Genomic DNA, 20874 nt, shown 5'->3' with positions numbered 1-20874 from the left:
CGTTCGACGAGTACTGGAAGCAGCCCGGAATCTATGCGGAGGGGTTCTACCATCACCTCAAGAATGTGGCGACAGTCCATATGTCTTCCTGGTATGACGTCTATACGCGCACCGCAGCCGAAAATTACATCAGCCTCAAGAAACTCGGCGCGCCGGTGCAACTTGTTTTTGGTCCGTGGGTGCATGGAAACAGGTGGTTGACCTATTCAGGCGATGTGGACTTCGGCGAAGAATCCACTTTTGGCCATCACGTTGCCGAAAGCTTTCTGGAGGCACGCCTCAAATGGTTTGACCGCTGGCTCAAAGGCCTTCCGGCCGCCGAAGACAACGGCACCGTGAGGCTGTTCGTGATGGGCGGCGGCTCCGGCAGGAAAAACAGCGAGGGCCGGCTTGACCATGGTGGAACCTGGCGTTCCGAGCAGGACTGGCCGATTCCGGATACGCAGTGGAAGCCCTACCATCTTCACGTTGAGCGTTCGCTGTCTCTGTCTCCTCCAGAGAGACATCACGGTGCGCTGGCGTATCGGTTTGACCCCAAAAATCCGGTGCCCACCTTGGGCGGCAGCGTGGTTTCACGCCCGCCCGGCATACTGGCCGGGGCATTTGACCAGACGACCGATGAGCGCTTCTTTGGTTGCGCAGAACCGTTTTACCCGCTGGCCCACCGTGAAGATGTGCTTGCCTTTTCGACCGAACCCTTGGCAGAGGATGTTGAGATTACAGGGCCGGTGGTAGCGAATTTGTGGATATCCTCCGACTGCCCGGACACGGACTTCACCGTCAAGCTGATCGATGTGTATCCGCAAAGCGAAGACTACCCAAAGGGTTTCGCCATGAACCTCACTGACGGGATTTTGCGCGTGAGGTACAGGGACTCATGGGAGCACCCGGAGCTGATGACGCCGGGAACGGTGTACCCCATCCGCATTGAGGCGTTTCCGACAAGCAACCTGTTCAAGGCGGGGCATCGCATCCGGGTAGACATTTCGAGCAGCAACTTCCCGCACTTTGACGTCAACCCGAATACTGGAGACCCCGAGGCGCAGGCAACGACGAGCAGGACGGCGCTCAACAAGGTGTACATGAGCAGCCAGCATCCATCGCATGTGGTGCTCCCTGTGATCCCGAAGCGTTCTCAGTAGTGGCTGCAGCGCACCCCACCAGGTGCGCTGCCGCTAATCGGCAGAGGCGTCGGAGCGACGATACCCGAGCTCAACCGAAAGGTCGTAGGCCGCCGCGCACAGCGGCTTGGCCAGTTTCTCCAGCCCTTTGGCCGTAATGCGGCTTGAAGGAATGGAGATCGCCATGGCGGCGATGACTTTTGATGTCCCGTCGCGCACCGGTGCCGCCACGGACAGCACCTCATTCGTGATTTCGCCCAGGGAAGTGGCGTAACCCTGCTTGCGGATCTTGATCAGCTCCTCGTTCCATTTGGCGCGCTGAACGATGGTGTTGGGCGTGAACTTCTGAAAGTCCTGTGCGAAAAATTCGTTCAGAAACTCTGCGGGGGCATAGGCCAGCAGGACTTTGCCCGAAGCACCGCCATGAAGGGGCCGCCGCATGCCGACGGACCCATGGATACGTACATCATGGGTGGAGTCCCATCGGGCCACGGAGACGGATTCAAAGCCGTCACGGACGCGGATCTGGACAATCTCGTTGAATTTGCTGGCCAGCTGCTGAAGATACTTGCTGGCCTGCCTGACCAGGCTGACCTGCTCGTCGGCAGCCAGGCCTACAAGCAATGCGTTGTAGCCGAGATGGTAGGTCGCCGCATCACCTGATCGCTGCACGAAACCACGCCGCTCCAGCGTGCTCAAAAGGCGGAACGCCCTGGCTTTGGTAATTTCAGATCTTTTGGAAAGCTCGGTCACACCCAGGCCGGGGTTCTGGGCTACAAGCATCAATAAGCCGAGTGCTTCATCTACCGACGCTACGTTATAGTCCATTGCCTTTTGCCGCTGGCTTACTTCAACGGGTATGTTTGAGTTAGCGAAGCATTCTACCGTCAGGGCYCAGTACGATGATGTCGACATARGWCGAGCCCGAGTGATTTRTCGGRGAAAAATTSACAGAGAATCCGCCGAGATTCAGATCCCTCAATGATTCCAGGGAACGTTTCAGTTTTGCGGAAGTGGGATTCGGCCCCGCGCGTTTCAGGCCTTCGGCCAGCACCCTTGCCGCAATGTACCCTTCGGTCACCGCCAGATTCAAATCAGATCCTGGTGCGCCGAATTTCTTGTGATCTTCCTGCATCTCCCTGATGAGCGTGGAGGTTTTGCTCGACGGATCAGGCACCACCAGCGCTATGCCCAAGCCGTAGGCGGCCTGCTTGCCGATTCTTTTCACGACCGCGGCACCGTCGGTGACCGAAAGGGCGACGACAAACGCCGAACTTCCACCCTGACGGAAATTCTTGTAGAACTCGGCGGTTGCGGCACTCGTCGCCACGGCAATAACCGCGTCGGGTCTGGCCTTGAGAATCGTGGCGACCGCTTCACTGACATTGGTTGTGCCGTATTCGTAGCTCGCACTGCCCGAGAGCTGAAGGTTTTTCCCCTTGATCGCGTGTAGAGCCCGGTCGTAACCTTCAATGCCAAACGGGCTCTTCTCGTAAAGAACGGCGATGCGCTTGTGCCCGATGATGCTCATGTGAGACACAATCTTTTGCACCTCCTGGGCATAGTTGGCGCGCGTGTGAAAAATCCAGGGATTCACCGGCTGATGGAGCGAGACAGCGCCTGTTCGCGGCCCGACCAACGGGATGCCGGCCGCAGCCAGTACTTTTTCCTGAACCAGCGCTTCAACAGGCGCGGTTCCAGAAAATCCGACCAATGCAACAGGCTTTTCTTCCTGGATGATTTCCCGCGTTTTTTCCACCGAGTCCGGCCCGTCCGGCCCCCGGTCTCTGGTGACGAGTTTCAGCTTCGCACCGTTAACGCCACCCCGGTCGTTGACGACATCAAAATACAGTTGCACGCCCAACTTGACCTGGCTTGCCGCGGAATTCGGGTCTTTAAGCTGGCCGATCTGGCCGATCACGATGTCTTGCGGAGCGGATGAGGCAACAGCACAAACTGTTCCCAGAATGCCTGTACTGATCCAATGTTTAAGTGACATACCCATGCTTTCCAAAATGATGGAGCCCCTCTAAGGCGTTCCTGTTGTCCATGACAAAAGCCCGCCGGAGGCGGGCTTTGCGTACCAGCTATTTACACCAATGCCAGGGCTCAGAAGTTGTGCTGGATGCCCACGCCGTAAACGCGGACCACGTCATTGGCGACCCGGYTGTTGGGATCGTTCCGGTCGTAGAAGGCATACAGCGACGTGCGGTTGCTCATCTTGTAGGARTAGCCCGCCTGAAAGCGCTTGAGCTTGSCSGCMGGATCGCTCTGCACRTCCTTGCGGATGTAGTTGGCCATGACCTTGCTGCTGGGCGTGAGGTCCCAGGAAGCGCCGATCATCTGCGCATCCACCTTGCTGCGCGACAGCGCATTGCCCTGAAAGTTGTCGCGGTTGTAAACCGCCCAGGCCCGGATATCGCCGAAGTCGTAGGAGCCCACCAGCATCCACTTGTTCTTGAAATCATTGAGCAGCGCGCCGCCGCGCTTGCTGTCGGTTCCATAACCCACCCCCAGGCCCAGCGGGCCGCCGCCTTCGCCGTAGCTCAGCGAGACATCGGTCTGCTTGTAGTCGCTYTCAAAGCGGATCGGGCCGGCCGSCGCTTCCGTCAGGCCTTCACCATTGAAGTAGTGGCCGGCGCGGAAAACGAAGTTGCTGACCACYGGGCTGGCGTAGCCGATCGCGTTGGACACCCGGGTGCGCGCGTTGAAGATGGAGGAGCCGATCGCGGTGGCGCCGGCATCGTGGATGACGTACTCCACGTTGCGCCCCAGGATCGCATAGATCGGCGTGCGGCTGGGMGCGGCCGAGTCGATGCGCCCGATGTTGACCACGCCGAAGTCGCCGCTGATGCCGACATAGGAGTTGCGGTACATCGGCGAGGTCGTCGCCCCGGTGTCCGAAGAGATKGCAGCCTCGATCCCGAAGAGGGCCTTGAGGCCCCCGCCCAGGTCCTCGGTTCCCTTGAAGCCGAACCGGGACGCGTTGCCCGTGATGAGCGTCTGCGAGACCGGGCCGGTCTTTGAGTTCTCAAAGCTCGTGTCCACCCTCCCGTAGACCGTTACCGTGCTTTGCGCCAGCGCGGCAACAGGTGCTATTGCGGTTATTGCACCGGCGCCAATCGCCGCCAGGCAAGCTATCTTGAATTTCATTTCTCACTCCTGAAAAGTCTTGTAAATGGCGGGGAATCAACCACCGCCGCGTAGATGCTCATGGGCGAAATCCGCCCAGGTCTTTCCTGCTTCCCTCCTCGCCGACCGTCATAAATCCTGAAAACTCGCTTGCTTTTTTGTATTGACTAGCGATACACTGTATCAAACAGCGTTACAACTAGATCATGAAGCGGTGATGACTGTCAAGAAATTTCGCGGCGCTGTTGCCGCGAATGCACAAGGTGAAAGCTGGCAAGGGCATTGGTTGGCCCCTAAATTGCGAGCAGTTGTGCGAACGTGACGTATCGGCGGGAGGCCTCCCGCAGACTGGAGTTTTTGATGAAAGTGACGTGCAATAGGGGACCTGTTGCGGCCTACCCGGGTGGAGGCCGCGGGCTCGAGCGAAGCGGCATGCGATATGAGGGGTTGGCCCTTGTCGCGGTCAGTGATAAGGACACCATCTGATGTTTGGCCCCATATTCCAGCGGATGCGCGACAGCCTCATCGTCGTGGCGCTGATGTCCGCCATCGCGTTTACGGGCATTCACCTCATTGGCGATCCCATACACCTGCTTGTCAGCCCGAATGCTTCTACCGAAGAAGTAGAGGCCGCAGCGCGCACCTTGGGGCTGGACCGGCCGATCTACGAGCAATACGCACTGTTTGTGAAACACGCTGCCGAGGGAGACCTTGGTCGATCGTTTGTTTTCAACCGGCCGGCACTGGGCATTGTTCTGGAGCGCATGCCTGCAACCCTGGAGATGGCGTTTGTCGCGCTGATACTGGCGCTGGCCATCGGCATTCCTCTCGGGCTCGTCGCGGGCTTGATGCCGGACTCCTGGGTTCACAAGMTCATTGCCGGATTTTCAATCGCGGGGGTCACCATTCCCACGTTCTGGAAGGGGCTCATCCTCATCCTCATCTTTTCCGTGAACCTTGGATGGCTTCCATCCGGCGGGCGGGGCGATACCGAACAGCTCTTCGGTGTGGCCTTCAGCTTCCTGACCTGGGATGGCCTCAAGCACATGATTCTTCCGGCGACGACCCTTGCCATATTCCAGATCGCGATGGTGATTCGCCTGACAGAAACTGGAACCCGCGACGTGGTGCAACAGGAATACGTGCGGTTTGCGCGCGCAAAAGGCGTGTCCGGGTTGAGGCTCCTGGTGAGGCACATTGCCCCGAATGTGATGATCCCCGTCGCTACCGCCGTCGGGCTCGAGTTTGGCCACCTCATCGCTTTTTCCGTTGTGACCGAATCAGTCTTTGCGTGGCCGGGCATGGGAAAACTCATCATTGATTCGATCCTGCATCTCGACAGGCCGGTCGTCGTGGCCTACCTGATGGTCACCGTCCTTCTGGTGGTCTCCATCAACCTCCTGGTTGACCTCCTGTACGTGATCCTTGATCCCCGGCTCAGAGCCCGCAGCAAATAAAAATGAGGTGACCCCATGATCCAGACCGAATCATTGAATCCGGAAGAAGAGCGGGCGAGCCCGCCGGCGCCGCAGCCGGTGCAAACCCCCTGGGGCCGCATCCGGCGGCAATTCCTGCTCAGCAAAATTGCGTTGGTAGCGCTTGTGGTCTTCGGGCTGCTGCTCATCGTGGCACTGGGCGCGCCGCTTTTCTCGCCGCAGAATCCGTACGACCTGGCCTCCGTATCCATCGTGGACGCCGAACTCATTCCGGGTGCGCGCAGCGAAGTGAGCGGAATGCTGCACGTCCTCGGCACCGACGGGGCCGGGCGCGACCTGATCAGCGCGATCTTCTACGGGCTTCGCATCAGCATGGCGGTCGGCCTTCTGAGTGCACTGGCCGCACTTTGCATCGGAACAACAGTGGGGCTGACGGCCGCCTATTTTGGCGGGCGTGTGGATTCATTTTTCATGCGCATCGTCGACTTGCAGCTGAGCCTGCCGGCCATCCTGATCGCCCTGGTGCTTCTGGCGTCGCTGGGCCAGGGCGTCGACAAGACCCTGCTGGCCCTGATCATTGTTCAATGGGCTTACTACGCCCGCAACGTGCGTGGGGCTGCGCTGGTGGAGCAACAGAAGGAGTATGTGGAGGCCGCGATGGGGCAAGGCCTGCCTCCCAGGCGGATCATGTTCCGGCACGTGCTGCCGAACTGCATGGGAACGCTGATCGTCACCGGCACCCTGCAGACGGCGCATGCCATCAGCCTGGAAGCCACCATGAGCTTCCTGGGCATAGGGCTTCCGCAGACAGAACCTTCGCTGGGCTTGCTGATTGCCAACGGGTTCGAGTACATGCTCACGAACAAGTACTGGATCTCTGTCTATCCCGGGCTGGCCCTGGTGCTATTGGTGGGGTCGATCAACCTGATCGGTGACCGGCTGCGCGTTGTCTTCAACCCCAAGCTGGATCAGGTATGAGCACAAGTGCATTGACGGTGAATGGTCTTCAGACCCACTTCGAGACAAAGGCCGGTGTCGCCAGGGCGGTGAACGACGTCTCCTTCTCGGTCGGGCAAGGGGAGATAGTTGCTTTGGTCGGAGAGTCGGGATCGGGGAAGTCCGTGACGGCGATGTCCCTGATGAACCTGGTGGACCCTCCCGGCCGGATCGTTGCCGGTGAAATTCTCCTTCGGGGAAATAACCTGCGCGCCGCCTCCGCCCGCGAATGGAACAGGATTCGGGGCAAAGAGATGGCGATGGTTTTCCAGGACCCCATGATGTCGCTTAACCCCGTCATCCGGGTGGGAGACCAGCTCACGGAAACCATCCGGATTCACCACAAGGTGTCGCCCTCAGACGCCAGGGAACGGGCATGCGCCGCGCTGGCCGCGGTGGGAATACCGGCGCCGGCCGAGAGGATGCGCGCCTATCCGCATGAGCTGTCCGGTGGCATGCGCCAGCGCATTGCCATCGCCAACGCCATCGTCAATGAGCCGGCCGTGATCATCGCCGACGAGCCGACAACCGCGCTCGACGTCACGATCCAGGCGCAGATCCTCTACCAGATCCGCAAGCTGACAAAAGAGCGCGGAACGGGACTGGTATGGATCACGCACGACCTGAGTGTGGTGAAAGACCTGGCCGACTACGTGTGCGTGATGTATGCCGGCCGCATCGTCGAAAAAGGCGCGGTCGCTGACGTGATCAGGTCGCCGAGACACCCTTACACGCGCGGCTTGATCGACTCATTGCCCAAGTCTCAGGACCGAGGCTCCCTGCTCAAGCCCATTCCCGGAAGTACGCCGCCCTTGCTCAATCTGCCGTCCGGTTGCGCGTTCGCGCCCCGCTGCAGCCGGGCAACGCAAGCATGCACCAAGATGCCCGGCCTGACCCGGACAGATGACCGGGAGTTTCTTTGCTTTCACCCCTACACAGGCCACAACGCATGACCACGATCCTTGAAGCGGCCAATGTCTCGAAACGGTTTGGTGCCGCACAAACCTGGAGCGGGCAACTGGCGCGCAAATTGAAGCTGGCCCGCAAGGCACCCAAACAGGTGTCCGCAGTGAGTGACGTCAGTCTGCAGATCGAGGCGGGAGAGGTCGTCGGCCTGGTGGGTGAGTCGGGCTGCGGCAAATCGACCTTCGGGCGGATTGTGGCGGGCATTCTGGAACCGTCCAGCGGCGACGTTGTAGTTCACCAGGTGCCGGGCAAGCCCTATCTTGCGGATGTCCATCGAAACGTCCAGATGGTGTTTCAAAATCCCTATGGCTCGCTCAATCCGCGGCTGCGTGTGGACCAGCTCCTGAGCGAGGCGGCCATCTATCACGGGCTGGTTTCCGCCAAGGACAAAGACTCATTTGTGCGGGGCCTCCTGGAGCAGGTAGGCCTGGACGCCAGTTACGGCGAACGCTATCCGCACCAGTTTTCGGGGGGGCAGCGCCAGCGAATCGCCATTGCCAGGGCGCTGGCCCTGAAGCCTTCGCTGGTCGTCTGTGATGAGGCTGTTTCCGCGCTTGACGTGTCCATCCAGGCGCAGGTGCTCAATCTTTTCCAGAAGCTGCGGCGCGAGCAGAACCTTGCCTACCTGTTCATCAGCCACAACCTGGCCGTGGTGGAGTACCTGGCTGACCGTGTGGCAATCATGTACCTTGGCCGCATCGTGGAGCTGGCCAAAACGGAAACGCTCTTCAGCCAGCCCAACCATCCCTACACGAAGGCGCTCATTGCCGACGCGCCGCGCATGGATGCAAAACCGCTGACCTACCGGCCGATCGCGGGCGAGATGCCGAGCCCGATGAACGTGCCCAGTGGCTGCGCGTTTCATCCGCGGTGTCCACATGTCATGCCCATTTGCCGGGAGGTCCGGCCGGCCCTGATTGAAGTCGCGCCATCGCAAATCTCGGCCTGCCACCTGAATACCACCACGCCAAAAGCCGCGGAGCCCTGACACCAGGGTGCCGTTTTGGAGGGAGGGTCTAGCAGGAGGGCTGGTGCGCCGCGCATTCCCGAGGCATCATCACGCCATGCCCTCCACACCCGCATCACCCGCCCACCAGGGCCGCGTCTTCGGCTCACCCTGGGGGGGCATTTACGCCACAGAGATGCAAAGTGCGCGCCACTTCGGCCGCCACTGGCATGCGGTGTATGGCGTGGGGTTGATGGAGCAGGGCGCGCAAAGCTCGGCCAGCGGGCGCGGGCCGGTCGATGCGTATGCGGGCGACGTCATCATGTGCAACCCCGGCGAAGTGCATGACGGCCGGCCGCTGGGGGGGCCTTCGCGCCGCTGGCGCATGGTGTATTTTGAGCCGGCGGCCATCGCCTCGGTGCTGGCAGATGGACCAGATGCGTCGGACGCCGCGCAGGCCACCGGCGTTGAACTCACGCATCCCGTCGCGCAAGACGTCCGCCTGCGCAGTGCGCTGCAGCAGCTGCTCGGCCGCCTGCAGCAATGGGACGCCGGTACGGTCTGCGGCGGCGCGGCGGCCCTGGCCTGTGAGGAGTCGCTGGTTCGCGCCTGTGCCCTGCTTCTGCACCGCCATGCCGTGTTGCCTGCCGCGCCATCGCAGGTTTCATCGCGCACATCAGCGCCTTCATCGTCTTCACCAGAGCTGCAGCGCGCCCGCGACCATCTGGCCGCTGGGCTGCTGGCCCCGCCCACGTTGACGGAGCTGGCGCACACGGCGGGGTTCAGCAAGTTCCAGCTGCTGCGCCGTTTTGAAAAAGCCTTTGGCCTCACGCCCCACGCCTGGCTGCTGCAGCAGCGTGCCGAGCACGCGCGCGGCCTGATCCGCAGCGGCGCCGGGCTGGCGCAGGTGGCCGCGGCCTGCGGCTTTGCCGACCAGAGCCACATGACGCGGCTGTTTGCGCGCCAGTTTGGCTTCACGCCCGGCGCCTGGCAGCAGGCCATGAATAAGACCCCGCTGCAATAACGTTCAAGACAGCGTGCGCGCGCGGCGGCATGCTGGCCGCTGTTTTCATTTCTCACGAGGCAGCTGCGCATGTTCTTTCGCCATTCCCCGGCCATCTGGGCCGATTACCCCGAGCTGGTACCTGGCGTGCTGGCCGCCACCGGCATCACAGCCGATGCAGACGTTTCCGGCCAGGTCGACCGCTTCAACGCGATGGCTGCCGCCCGCCTTGCCAACAGTGCCGAAGGCGAGCTGCCCGAAGTGCAGGCCTGGCGCCGCACGTTTTCAAAAATGGGTTTCAAGCCCACGCAGTACCGCTGCGCGTCTGAATCACTGCTGCGCCGCTTTCGCAAGGAGGGCGCGCTGCCGCAGCTGCACCCCCTGGTTGACCTGTGCAACGCCGTGTCGATCGCGTTCGCCATTCCCATCGCCGTGTTTGATGCAGCGAAGGTCGCGCAGCAGCTGGAGGTGCGCTACGCCACCGGCGCTGAAAGCTACCAGGCCTTCAGCGGCGAAACAGAACACCCCGAGCCGCATGAAGTGATCTTTGCCGACGCGGCCCAGCCCCCCTCCGCCCACGCGCGCCGCTGGACGCACCGGCAAAGCGGCCTCTCGGCCGTCAGTGCCGGCACGCAGCGTGTGCTCATCGTGGCCGAGGCCCTGCACGCCACGGCGGCCGACGATGTGCGCCAGCTCATCAGCACACTCGCCGCCGAGCTGGCGGCCGTCTGGCCGGCTGTGCCCGTTACCGCGGTTCTCAGCAGCAGCGCGCCGCAGTTTGATTTTCCGGGTGGGTAAGGTCGCAAGGTCTGATGGAGGTCTTTTCAGGCCATTTTCAGGCGTCAAAAGTGGCTGCGGCCCAATAAGGACGTGCGCAAGCAGCTATTAATTTGGTAGCAGAAAGTCGTGCAGCCCTGGATGCTGGAGCAGGGCATGACATCACCAGAAGCTAGAAGCGAATGTCCACCACCGAACCTTTGCTCACCGCCGACGAAATGGCCAGCGACCATTTGAAGCGCTCGCAGATCCGCTTCGTCAAAAACAGCCCCAGGCCCCGGCCGCCGCCGGGCTTCATGGACGTCTGCAAGGCCGCGCTGTAGCTGCGCGCGGCCTCCACCGGGTCGAAGCCTTCGCCGGAGTCGCTTACCCGCAGCCTCTGCGGCGTGAGGCTGACTGTGACGTCGCCCTTCTGCGTGTTCTCGGCCGCATTCCTCAGCAGGTTGGCGATGACGATCCTGACCATCGCTTCCGGCGCCTCGACGGAAAGGCTCACGCATTCGACCAGCACAAAGCGCGCGGGCTTGAAGGCCAGCAGGTGCTCATGGTCCTGCATCAGCTCCTGCAGTATCAGGTCGACCCGGGTCGTCTCCACCTTCGCGTTGCCGTCCGGCTCGCGCGACAGGTAAAGCAGCGCGCCCATGGTTTCGGTCAGGTTGTCGACCGTGCCGCGAATCCGGTCCAGCGGCCCTTTGGCCTGTGCGGGAAGGGTCTGCCTGGCCAGCACGTCCACCGCGCCGCTGATCACCGCGACCGGGGTACGGAACTCATGGCTGGCCTGGTCCAGCAGGCTGCGTTCCCGTTCGATAAAGCGCTCCACCCTTTCAAGGTGGCGATTGACCTGCATCGCGATGTCGTGCAGTTCCGCCTGCGGGTAATCGACCGACAGCCGCTGCGACGGCTGCTCCGGGTCCAGCGCTGCCATTTTTTGCGCCAGGTCGCGCGCCGGCTTGCGCAGGCTGCCGTGTAGCCACAGCAGCGTGGCGCCCACCAGCACCAGGTTGACCAGCACGAAGATCAAGCCCCCGATGCCGAACTTGTTCTGCAGTTGTTCGAGGTCCGTGATGTCGATGACGGTGATCACGCGGCCGTCTGCGACCGGTGTGACCAGGGCCGCGTAGTCGTGCCCGTCAAACTTGTCCAGGTCCTGTTCGCTGTAGAACCCGGCGGGCAGCGTGGCCAGGTAGGCCGGCATGTCGGTGGGCAAGGCCGCGCCGTTCTTGAGGTGCCACCCCATGTAGCTGCCCTTCGTAGGCAAAACCACAGGTTTGTTGCCCGTGCTGGTGGCAATGTAATGCTGGGTGGTTGATTGAAGTATCTGCTCCCACACGGGGTGGATGATCATCACCTGGCTAAAACCCACCGAGAGGCTGACCCCCAGCGCCAGCAGCGCGCCGAAAGCGACAAACAGCGCGCTGATGCGCCAATGCAGGTCAAACATGCGCGGTTTATTCGCCATCCTGCACCCGCAGGCTGTAGCCCTGCCCAAGCACCGTGCGCAGGATTTTCCGGGCGCCTTCGCTATCGACCTCTTTGCGCAGCAGGTGCATGTGCGACCTCAGGATGTCCTTGTCCAGGGTGCGCCCGCCCCAGATCTGCGACTCCAGGTGTTCACGGCTCACGATGTGCGGCGAGCGGCGCATCAGGATCTCCAGTATCTGCCGTTTGATCGGTGACAGCGACAGTTCGCGGTCACCCCGGGTCACGACCAGCGACTGCAGGTTGAAGCGCAGGTCGCCGACTTCCAAAACCTGCCCCGGGGCCTGCGCTGCATGGCTGCGCGTCACCAGCACGCGCAGCCGCATTTCCAGCTCCGGCAGCGCGATGGGTTTGACGAGGTAGTCGTCGGCCCCGGCCTCAAAACCCTGCAGCTTGTTGTCCAGCTGGTCTTTTGCCGTCAGCATGATCACCGGTGTCCGGGACTTGAGTTCACCCCGAAGCTGCGTGAGCATCGTCACGCCGTCCATGCGCGGCATCATCCAGTCCAGCACGATCGCGTCGTAGTGATTGGCCTGCACCATGCCCAGGCCCGATTTGCCGTCAGGTGCGGCGTCGGGCTTGTGGCCGCAGGCTTCCAGGTAGTCGTAGATATTCGCCGCCATGGGCGCGTTGTCCTCGACGATCAGGATGCTTAGCGGGCCTTCAATCATGTCCATCTCAGTCCTTGCGCGTTGTAGCGCGACGGCGTCAGAATTTTCGGGAAACCCCGACAAAAACCGAAGTTACCCCATTTGCGTCCCTGTCTACCAAGGGGCTGTTGCGGATCTTGCCCGGCAGCGCGCTGTAAGACAGGCCGCCCGCCAGAATCCATTTGTCGGCGAAGGGCCGCATCACCTCAATACCAACACGCGGAATCACCGCGCTGCCCGGCTTGTAGTTCACCACACCCCGGGCGACTTCCGCGTCCAGCGTGCCGAAATAGTAGTTGGCCAGTTTGGCCGAGTAATGGCTGACCGCGACGCTGGGCGTGATCGTGGCCGACCCCCACTGCAGCGGGTAGCCGTATTTGGCCGAGGCCTCGTAACCCTTGCTCGCGCCCGACACATCGGCCTTCAGCGCCAGCTCCACCACGCCCATCTGGCCCTTGAAGGACCCGGCGATTCCCAGGTCCAGGCCGCCGTCACGGTCTTCCAGCAGATTGCGGTTGATACCCCGGGCCGCCAGCTCGGCCACGCCGAAATCTTCTTTCTTGATGCCGTCCAGCCGGGCACCCAGGGTGGCATCGAAGGTGAAGCCGTCGCGGCTGAGCAAGTGGTAACCCCCGCTGATGCCGCGCCAGAAAAACTTCTCGCCCTGGTAGCTGATCAGCGGCACCGCGCGCAGCTTGCTGCTTTCGCCCGCGTAGATGTCGGTGCGGGCCGCCATGCCCACACCCAGGCCCCAGGGCGAAGCCCCGGGCTCGGGCTTCGGCTGCGCATGGGCGCCCGTAATTCCCGTAATGCCCGTGAGCGCCGACAGCAACACCACACCGGCGGGAACAACAACAGATTTGCGTTTCATAGGAGATTTCCTCTTGGACGGTTTTGGAAAAAAGGCGCCGGCGGACTGCCAGGCTGGACGCACTGTGCCGCGCCGCTGTCGCGGAGATGTCGCGGCCGGATGCCGTGTAGAAGAACGCATCGCGACATCGCGGCGACAGCAAGCACCGACCATCACCGCCTTTGTTTGCCTTTCCGAAACCGGAGACACCCAGATGACAAAACGCCAGGCCCGCCCTTACGCCGCCCCTTCCCCGGCCGTCAAACCTGCCCTTGCCCGCGCCGAAAACCCGCGCTCGCTCAAGCACGACCCTTCCATCAGGGCACCACTCCCACTTTTTTCGATGTTTTTTCTGGGCGCATCGGCCGGCAAGCCCGGCGTGGTGCGCGGGCGCAAGCGATGAGGGACTGATGCTGGAAAAGGCGGTGTCGGCGATAAAAATAGCTGCAACCCAATGAAGACGGGCGCAAGCAGCTACTAATTTAGTAGCGTGGGTGGGCGCCCCGTGCCGCTAACGCGACCTGCCGGCGTTGGGGGGCTTGATGGGTTTACTTATCCGTGCCGGGAAAGTACGGCGCGCCCTGCATGGCCGTCAGCGGCAGGTAAAACGTTTTCACCGGCACCAGCGGTGCATTGCGCACCACCACTTTGCCCAAGGCCGCGGCGGCTTTGTCCTGGGCTTCTTCTTCGCTGCCTTCTTCCGCCGGGCGTTTGGCGCCGGGCACCAGCGCCGGCCGTATGCAGGCGGCGCGAATGCCTTCCAGAATTTCGCCCGGCAGCTCGTCGCGTTTGCCAAAGCGGCTGCCGTCCACATGCAGCACCTCGCCCTTCAGCGTGGCAGACAGGTTCAGCGGCGGGTTGCCGAACGACTGGTCGTAGCCCACGGCCAGCGTGTTCGCATCGCCGCGCCGGTACTGCACCACGCGCAGCCGTTTGGGCTGGCGGTTGGCGTCCACTTCCACGTCGCCTATATAAAAGTAGCGCACCTGCGCCGCCGGTAGCGGCGGCAGCTTGTAGCTGTCAGACCAGCTGTTGTGGTCTTCCTTGAACAGCGGGCGCAGCGTGGTGGGCAGGGCATCACTGCCGGACGTGGCAAACACGGCAGACGTGGCGTTCGAAAGCGAATAGCCATGAAAGTCAAACGCCACGGTGTCCTTCTGCTCGGGCGCCTGCTTGCCATAAGCCGGGAAGATCGCGCCGTTTTGCCGAACCTCCTGCAGGCGCACGCCATTGCCCTCGGCCTTCCAGCGCCCGCCCGCCAGCATGTCGAGCGAGCCGCCCATGAAGGTAAAACAAAACGTGTTGTCGTCCAGCAGCATCAGCTGTGCACGCGAATCGACAGAGCCCTGCGTGTAGCCACCCACATAAGGCTTTTCAGCCGGGGTAACGGCGTGCGCACCGGGCTGCACCAGCAGGGAGAGGGCGAAGGCCGCAAGGGTGGTGCCAAGAGGCTGGAAGGTGGAGCGCATGGGCAGTGAGTCCGGTGGGTGTTGAAGCCCATGAATGTAGTACAGCAGATGCCCTGGCCGCGCCGGTATAAGTAACAGGACGTCGGTGTGCGGCCGCGGCCGGGGCAATGAAAGCCGCCCTGTTGGGCGCATTCAGGCATTGAATATGCCCGCAGCCCAATAAGAACGTGCGCAACCAGCTATTAATTTGGTAGCAAGCACCGTCCGCCGCAGCGAAATATCCAGCCTACTTGTCGTCAGAAAAGTACGGCGCGCCCTGCAGGGCCGTCAACGGCAGGTAGAAAGTTTTCACCGGCACCAGCGGCGGCTGTTTCACGGACGTCGCGCGTCCGGCCGCTATCTCTGCGGCTTCTTCTTCGCTGGGGCGTTTGGGCTCGGCCAGCGCTGGCTGTATGCAGGCCGTGCGTATTCTTTCCAGGGCTCTTTCCGGCAGCTCCTTGCGCGTGCCAAAGCGTCGGCCATCAATCTGCAGCACGTCGTCGTTCAGCGTGGCAAGCTGGTTCAGCGGCGGGTTGCCAAACGCCGGGTTGTAGCCCACGCGCATCGTGTTCGCATCACCACGCCGGTACTGCACCACGCGCAGCTGCTTGGGCTGGCCATTGGCATCCACTTCCGCGTCGGCGATATAAAAGTAGCGCACCTGCGCTGCCGGCAGGGGCGACAGCTTGTAGCTGGAAGACCAGCCGTTGTGGCCGTCCTTGAAGAGCCTGCGCAGGCTGGTGGGCAAGGACTCGTCGGCGCCGGTGGCAAACGCGACCGACACCGCGCGAGAAAGCGAATGGCCATGAAAGTCAAACTCCACGGTCTGTTTCGGCTGAACCACCTGCCTGCCCATGACCGGGAAGACGGAACCGCTCTGCCGCACTTCCTGCAGGCGCACGCCATTGCCCTCGGCCTTCCATCGTCCGCCGGCCAGCATGTCGAGCGAGCCGCCCATGAAACTAAAACAAAACGTGTTGTCGTCCAGCAGCATCAGCTGCGCACGCGAATCGACCGAACCCTGGGTGTAGCCACCGACATACGGCTGTTCAGCCGTGGTAACAGCCAGCGCGCCGGCCAGCGGCAGCAAGGTGAGGGCAAAGGCGGCAAGCGTGGTGCAAGAGAAAAGCCGGGAGCTGGGGCGCATGGGTATCCAGAAGGTGAAGAAGGATGTGACTGTAGGGCAGCGGCCGCATGGCTGCGCCGGGCTCAATGCAAGCAGATGTCAGCGCAGGTGCTACGCCACAAAGTGCGAAGCCACAAACGCCAGCCCCGCCAGCCCACCCCACAGCAGCGCCGTCACCAGCCGGTTGCGTTCGTTTTCATGGTGCGTGAAGAACAGGTGGCCCAGCAGCCAGGTGATGCCGTTAAAGCCAAACAGCAACCCCACCAACGCGGCCGCGCCTGCGTACACACCGTGCATCCACAGCGGGATGGCCATGAAAAGGTACGCCACACCGCGCGACGGATAAATCAGGTACATGCCCAGAAACAGTGACGCCTCAAAAAGCGGCACGGCCACCAGCGCGGCAACCAGCCGCCAGACAATGCCTTCGCTCTCGTCAGATGAGGGGCGTTTGCGCAGGTAGCCAGGTTGGTTCATGGGTAGTGCCGGTGGTGCGGTGATGGTCTGACAGTGTGGACTATAGGGCCGATGACGGTGCAGGGCCCCGCTTCAAACCTTCACCCGCCGGAACAACTCGGGGTAGTCCAGCACGATGCCGTCTTCATCCACCGGCAGTTCCGCCTTGAAGCCGCTGCCATCCAGGTTCTCGAAAAGGTACAGCCTGTCTTTCAGGCGCGTGTAGGCCTGTGCCTGCGGCTTGACCGTCAACTCCGTCCCCAGCACCCAGGCCATGCGAAAGCTGCGCCGCTCCCCCACAGCCATGGGCTCGCGAAGAATCGGAAAGCTGTTGGTAAACGGCGTCGGCCAGATGTCGATGTCCAAACATCCGTCCAGGTCGGCCAGCGGCCGACCCTCGCCATCCTGCCAATGGCCCTTGCCGTCCGTGCGCAGGCTCAGCAGCCGATTGACGCCGGCTTTGGCCAAAAAGAAATCAGCACTGCGAAGCTGCCAGGCGTCGTCCCAGTAGAGCCTGTAGGCCAGGCGGAAGGGCTCTTGGTCTTCATCAACCGCCAGCACCACGCTGTCAGCCTGGCCCTGCGCCAACAGCAAATGCTCCAGCCCCAGGCCCGGCGAAGCAGGGTTCCATGTGGGCTGCCAGCAGATCGTTCGAAATGAAGGAGATGTTTCGCTCACCATGGGTATGACCTTTTCGAAGGGCAACCATTGTGCGCCGGTCAGGCGCCTGGGTGCCAGTGCCTGCGCCTGGAGACTTGTCTACAAACGTAAGCCGCGCAAACGCTGGTGCGCCGTGTCTTCCAGATCCAGCGGCTGTTGCTGCTTGGCTTTTAAATAGCGGTTGGTAAATACATCCAGGTAAGCCTCCAGCGTTTGCGCCGCATGCGTTTCACCGGCCAGTTCCAGGCACAGGGCCGCCACTTCAGACGTACAAAAGTGCGTGTCGCGCTGCGAGCGCCGCAGCTTGTAGCGAGACAGCTGCTCGCTCTGCAAACTCAGCACCGGCAAGTGATTGAGGTAGGGGCTCTTGCGAAACATCTTGCGTGCCTCGGGCCAGGTCGCGTCCAGCAGCACAAACAGCGGGCGCTTCGCATTCTGGCTTTTTGATGCGTCTGCAGGCATCACATCCGCCACCACCCGCTCAGCCGCCACAAACTCGCCAGGAAAGACTAAATAGGGTTGCCACTGYGGGTCCGCCAGCAAGGCCAGCAGTGCGGGGTCGACCTCGGTGCGCGCCCACTCAAACGCAAACGTGTCCGCCACCACATCGGCAATCAACCAGCCGGTGTTGCTGGGTTTCAGCGCTTCGATGTCGGCCATGATGAGGCACACACCCGCGCGTGTGGGCACCGTGGGGCGGAGGGCGCACATGCAGTGGCTGGCCATCAGGCGGCAACCGGCGCAGCGTGCATTGCGCGGGCCGCCACGGGCCAGAAAAGGTTTGGAGGCGCGCGCCAGCCGCGCAGTGCGCAGGCGCGAAACCGCATGGGGCTCAGATGGGAGCGCAGGTGTCATGCGCAGAGTATCGCCAAATCGCGCCGGCCATCCCAGCGCCCTCCTGCTCTAACCAGCTTCAAGCAGCTTCAAGCCTTCTCAAGCTGCTGCCTCGCATGGGCTGCGCCCGGCCCATTCGGTGCCAGCTCCAGGTAGTTGCGAAACGCCTTCTTCGCCTTCTCGCCATCGCCTGCCCGCGCATGGGCGTCACCCAGGTTCAGGTAGGCAATCGCGCGCGAAGGGTCCATCTTCACGGTGTTCTCAAACCAGCGTGCCGCTTCCTTGAACTTGTCCTGTTTGAAATACACAAACCCCAGGTTGTTGGCGGCCAGTGCAAAGTCGGGGCGCAGCTTCAGCGCCTCGGTGAACTGGGCTTCAGCCTCGGCATACAGCTTTTCTTTGTAGAGCTGCAGGCCGCGGTCATTGGCGCGCTGGGCCAGCTGCCGTGCCGAGCTGGGCACGGCCAGCGGCGTGGTGATTTTTTGTTCACCGCCCTGCAGGTCTTTGATGACCACCGTTGCTGTGGCTGGTGCCGCCACCGGCACATCGCTGCCCGCCGTGGGCGCGGCAGCGGGCGGGCGTGTGGCGTCRAGTTTGCTGTTCAGCGCAATCGCATCGCCAGACAGCTGGCTTGTCTGCGCACTCAAAAACTCGGCCTCTGCCGGCAGCGCAAACACAAAGTCGCCGCCTTCCGAACCCGGCAGGCTGCCAAAGGCCGGCGTCTGCCGCGACACCGACGCCACGGCCGGCGCCACATACGCGGCCAGCTCGGTCGCAGTGATCAGGCCGTCGCCGTTCAGGTCGGCCTTGCCGCCCATGGCCTGCAACAGCGTCCAGGTAAACACCGAATGCCCGTTCGGCCCGCCATCGGCCACCAGCTGGTCGGCGCCACCGGCCGTCAGCATCTGCCGGCCCAGGCGCTTGGCGTTGTCGCGCAAAAAGTTGCCAGAGCCCGCGCCGCGCGTCAGGCCCAGCCCGCTGTAGCAGGCGTCCATCACAAACAGCACATGCTTGGCCGTCAGGCTTTCGGCAATGTTCTGCAGCTCGGTCATGGGCACCGCGTCGGTCGCAATCTTGTTCGGGTCAGAGTCTGCCGGAATGATGTAGCCCAAATCGCGGCCCGAGCTCAGCTGCCGTGTGGCGCCGTGCCCGGCAAAAAACACAAACAGCCGGTCGTTCTTCTTCATGCCGCTGTGCGCCAGCTTGTCGTGAAAGGCGGCCAATATGCCGGTGCGCGTGGCCTCGCGGTTTTCCAAAGAGATCACGTGGTCACTGGCAAAGCCAAAGCGCTGAATCAATGTTTCGCGAATGGCCCGCGCGTCGCGCACCGCGTACTGCAGCTTGGGCCAGCTGGCGTAGTCGTCAATGCCAATCACAATGGCCCACGAGTCGCTGTAGCCCGGGTTGGCCGCCTGCGGGGCGGGCGCCACGCCGGCGCCCTTGGCCACGGTAAAGCCGCTGCCGTCCCAGCTCGCAAACTGGTAGCCGTCGGCCACCAGGCGTTCCAGAATGGCCGGCAGTGCCTTCACCGTGCGTTCATGAATGTCATGAAACAGCACAATGCCGCGGCCTTCTTTTTCGACCGACTTCAGCACGCGTTCCACAATCGAGCTGGGCACCGGGTCGGCCCAGTCGAGCGAGTCAATGTTCCACATGACAGAGCGCAGGTGCGCGGCCGACAGCACGTCCAGCCCCTCGTCGTTGCGCGCGCCATACGGAAAACGAAAGAGCGGCGAGCGCCGCGCATCCACCGCTTTCAGCAATTCATCAGTGCCCAACATTTCAGATTTAAGGCCCGCGCCATTGAGCTTGGAAAGCTGCGCATGCGTCATGCTGTGGTTGGCCAGCGTGTGGCCGGCTTCCAGCAGCTTGCGGCTGATGTCTGCGCGCGGCCCCAGTTTGGTTTTGCCGTCGGCGGCCACCGTGCCCAGGTTGCTGCCCACCTGAAAGAAGATGCCCGGCACGCTGTATTGCTTCAGGATGGCGGCGATCTCATTGGTGTAAACGCCGTGCGGGCCGTCGTCAAACGTCAGCACGATGGTCTTGGGCGGCAGGCTGTAGCCAAACACCTCGCCCTCTTCTTCATCTTTGCTTTTGCGCGTGGTGGGCTTGGGCAACGCGTAAGGCATCACCACGCCAAAGTCTTTCAAAATCTGCTCGCGCGTGTAGCGCTTCTTCAGGCTGGCCACATAGTCTTCCCAGCGCTCACGCTTCAGCTCAATCGCGCGCGGTTCAAAGCGGCCGAACACCAAGCGAATTTCCTTTTCGTAGTTGCGCTCAATTTCTATCAGCGCGTCCAGGTCTTCACCAATGCGCTTGTGCAGCTTGATGGCCGGGAGTGACGAATCAGCCGCCACACTGGCCTGCAGGCTGCGCAGCAGTTCCCGAAAAGCCAGCCGGTCAGCGTCAAAGAGGCCTTTGTCGCTTTCCACATAGTCCAGGATGCCCGCAATCGCATCAAAGCGCTGCGCACTGCCAGAAGCCACCAGCGCCGCCAGCTGCGCCTCAATCTCGGCCACCCGCGCACGGTTGTCATGAAACAGCCCCTGCCCCACCTGGTTGGCCATGGCCCGCTCACCCGCCCCCAGCTTCTTCTCATCGGCAAACAGCACAATGATTTTTCGGTAGCTGGCCAGCAGGTCTTGCATGCCCGTCAGGATTTTGCTGGTGTCGAGTGGCGAGGCAGCCAAGGCGGTGGCAGGCGGTGGTGCGTCTTTCTTGCTGCGGCCAGAGTCAAGGGTAATGACGATGGCGGTGGCCACCACCAGTAACAGGGTTCCTCCGGCTGCGGCGAGGGCGATCTTGGTTTTATTGTTCATGGGTTTGTTTTTATTGGGCTCGGGGCTGGGCTTTTTCTGAATCTACCATTTGAGATGCTGAAATTAGCACCTGTTCATAAGCTGGAACGGTTTGATAACAGCCCTGACAGACATACGCCTGCTCATGCGAACATGGTTGGGTGCCGGACGCACGTACAGTGGCTGAGGACCAACT

20 protein-coding genes are annotated in these 20874 nt (G+C 62.0%); 8 read left to right on the top strand and 12 right to left on the bottom strand.

The genetic code is table 11. The annotated features are described in order from the left end of the window. The coding region (locus tag AC1D0Z_RS08085; RefSeq protein WP_477657734.1) for a CocE/NonD family hydrolase at positions 1–1142 on the top strand (1142 nt) is incomplete at its 5' end. A gap of 33 nt (positions 1143–1175) precedes the next feature. Here the strand turns inward: AC1D0Z_RS08085 and AC1D0Z_RS08080 are convergent. From AC1D0Z_RS08080 to AC1D0Z_RS08070, 3 genes are all read right to left on the bottom strand, one after another. Continuing rightward, a complete protein-coding gene (locus AC1D0Z_RS08080) occupies positions 1176–1949 on the bottom strand; it encodes an IclR family transcriptional regulator (protein ID WP_477657733.1) in 774 nt (257 codons plus the stop codon). A 40-nt stretch (positions 1950–1989) separates the two neighbouring features. Further along, entirely contained in the window at positions 1990–3120 is a 1131-nt protein-coding gene (locus tag AC1D0Z_RS08075; RefSeq protein WP_477657732.1) for an ABC transporter substrate-binding protein, read from the bottom strand. Between the two features lie 110 nt (positions 3121–3230). Then, the gene (locus AC1D0Z_RS08070) at positions 3231–4274 is read right to left on the bottom strand and encodes a porin (protein WP_477657731.1); all 1044 of its coding nucleotides are present in this window, start codon (positions 4272–4274) and stop codon (positions 3231–3233) included. 464 nt (positions 4275–4738) lie between these two features. On the opposite strand from AC1D0Z_RS08070, the gene AC1D0Z_RS08065 reads away from it, so the two are divergent. From AC1D0Z_RS08065 to AC1D0Z_RS08040, 6 genes are all read left to right on the top strand, one after another. Further along, positions 4739–5710 (top strand): ABC transporter permease, encoded by a 972-nt coding sequence (locus tag AC1D0Z_RS08065; protein WP_477657730.1) that lies wholly within the window; start codon positions 4739–4741, stop codon positions 5708–5710. A gap of 15 nt (positions 5711–5725) precedes the next feature. Next, complete coding sequence (locus AC1D0Z_RS08060) at positions 5726–6667, top strand: ABC transporter permease (protein WP_477657729.1); 942 nt, start codon at positions 5726–5728, stop codon at positions 6665–6667. Further along, positions 6664–7638 carry an ABC transporter ATP-binding protein gene (locus AC1D0Z_RS08055; RefSeq protein WP_477657728.1) on the top strand — a complete coding sequence of 325 codons (975 nt, stop codon included), beginning with the start codon at positions 6664–6666 and terminating at the stop codon, positions 7636–7638. The genes AC1D0Z_RS08060 and AC1D0Z_RS08055 overlap by 4 nt, the downstream gene beginning before the upstream one ends. Continuing rightward, complete coding sequence (locus tag AC1D0Z_RS08050; protein ID WP_477657727.1) at positions 7635–8639, top strand: ABC transporter ATP-binding protein; 1005 nt, start codon at positions 7635–7637, stop codon at positions 8637–8639. The genes AC1D0Z_RS08055 and AC1D0Z_RS08050 overlap by 4 nt, the downstream gene beginning before the upstream one ends. A 76-nt stretch (positions 8640–8715) precedes the next feature. Beyond that, positions 8716–9621, top strand: coding sequence for an AraC family transcriptional regulator (locus AC1D0Z_RS08045; RefSeq protein WP_477657726.1), 906 nt, complete (start codon positions 8716–8718; stop codon positions 9619–9621). A gap of 69 nt (positions 9622–9690) precedes the next feature. Continuing rightward, entirely contained in the window at positions 9691–10398 is a 708-nt protein-coding gene (locus AC1D0Z_RS08040; protein ID WP_477657725.1) for a B3/B4 domain-containing protein, read from the top strand. 151 nt (positions 10399–10549) lie between these two features. Here the strand turns inward: AC1D0Z_RS08040 and AC1D0Z_RS08035 are convergent, their stop codons facing one another. The 3 genes from AC1D0Z_RS08035 to AC1D0Z_RS08025 are packed head-to-tail and all read right to left on the bottom strand — an operon-like array spanning position 10550 to position 13377. Then, positions 10550–11818, bottom strand: a complete 1269-nt coding sequence (locus AC1D0Z_RS08035) for a sensor histidine kinase (RefSeq protein ID WP_477657724.1) — start codon at positions 11816–11818, stop codon at positions 10550–10552. Positions 11819–11825: 7 nt separating this feature from the next. Then, positions 11826–12533: a response regulator transcription factor gene (locus AC1D0Z_RS08030; RefSeq protein WP_477657723.1), complete on the bottom strand. Its 708-nt coding sequence runs from the start codon at positions 12531–12533 to the stop codon at positions 11826–11828. 31 nt (positions 12534–12564) lie between these two features. Beyond that, on the bottom strand, positions 12565–13377 hold the full coding sequence (locus AC1D0Z_RS08025; protein ID WP_477657722.1) for a MipA/OmpV family protein: 813 nt from the start codon (positions 13375–13377) through the stop codon (positions 12565–12567). Between the two features lie 193 nt (positions 13378–13570). Between AC1D0Z_RS08025 and AC1D0Z_RS08020 the strand changes: the two genes are divergently transcribed. Beyond that, positions 13571–13759, top strand: coding sequence for a hypothetical protein (locus tag AC1D0Z_RS08020; protein ID WP_477657721.1), 189 nt, complete (start codon positions 13571–13573; stop codon positions 13757–13759). A 145-nt stretch (positions 13760–13904) separates the two neighbouring features. Here AC1D0Z_RS08020 and AC1D0Z_RS08015 read toward each other — a convergent pair whose 3' ends face one another. The 6 genes from AC1D0Z_RS08015 to AC1D0Z_RS07990 all read right to left on the bottom strand — a co-directional run bounded on the left by AC1D0Z_RS08015 (position 13905) and on the right by AC1D0Z_RS07990 (position 20699). Further along, a complete protein-coding gene (locus tag AC1D0Z_RS08015) occupies positions 13905–14825 on the bottom strand; it encodes a hypothetical protein (protein ID WP_477657720.1) in 921 nt (306 codons plus the stop codon). Positions 14826–15051: 226 nt separating this feature from the next. Next, positions 15052–15951, bottom strand: coding sequence for a hypothetical protein (locus AC1D0Z_RS08010; protein ID WP_477657719.1), 900 nt, complete (start codon positions 15949–15951; stop codon positions 15052–15054). Between the two features lie 90 nt (positions 15952–16041). After that, complete coding sequence (locus AC1D0Z_RS08005) at positions 16042–16407, bottom strand: hypothetical protein (RefSeq protein WP_477657718.1); 366 nt, start codon at positions 16405–16407, stop codon at positions 16042–16044. 72 nt (positions 16408–16479) lie between these two features. Beyond that, positions 16480–17067 carry a putative glycolipid-binding domain-containing protein gene (locus AC1D0Z_RS08000; protein WP_477657717.1) on the bottom strand — a complete coding sequence of 196 codons (588 nt, stop codon included), beginning with the start codon at positions 17065–17067 and terminating at the stop codon, positions 16480–16482. A gap of 78 nt (positions 17068–17145) precedes the next feature. Further along, complete coding sequence (locus tag AC1D0Z_RS07995; protein WP_477657716.1) at positions 17146–17901, bottom strand: tRNA-uridine aminocarboxypropyltransferase; 756 nt, start codon at positions 17899–17901, stop codon at positions 17146–17148. Positions 17902–17969: 68 nt separating this feature from the next. Next, a complete protein-coding gene (locus AC1D0Z_RS07990) occupies positions 17970–20699 on the bottom strand; it encodes a polysaccharide deacetylase family protein (protein ID WP_477657715.1) in 2730 nt (909 codons plus the stop codon). Between the last annotated feature and the right edge of the window lie 175 nt (positions 20700–20874).

This window comes from Polaromonas sp. P1_E3 (assembly GCF_056405935.1).
The sequence above is the reverse complement of the archived record's forward strand: the minus strand, read 5'-3'. Positions and strand labels throughout refer to the sequence as shown.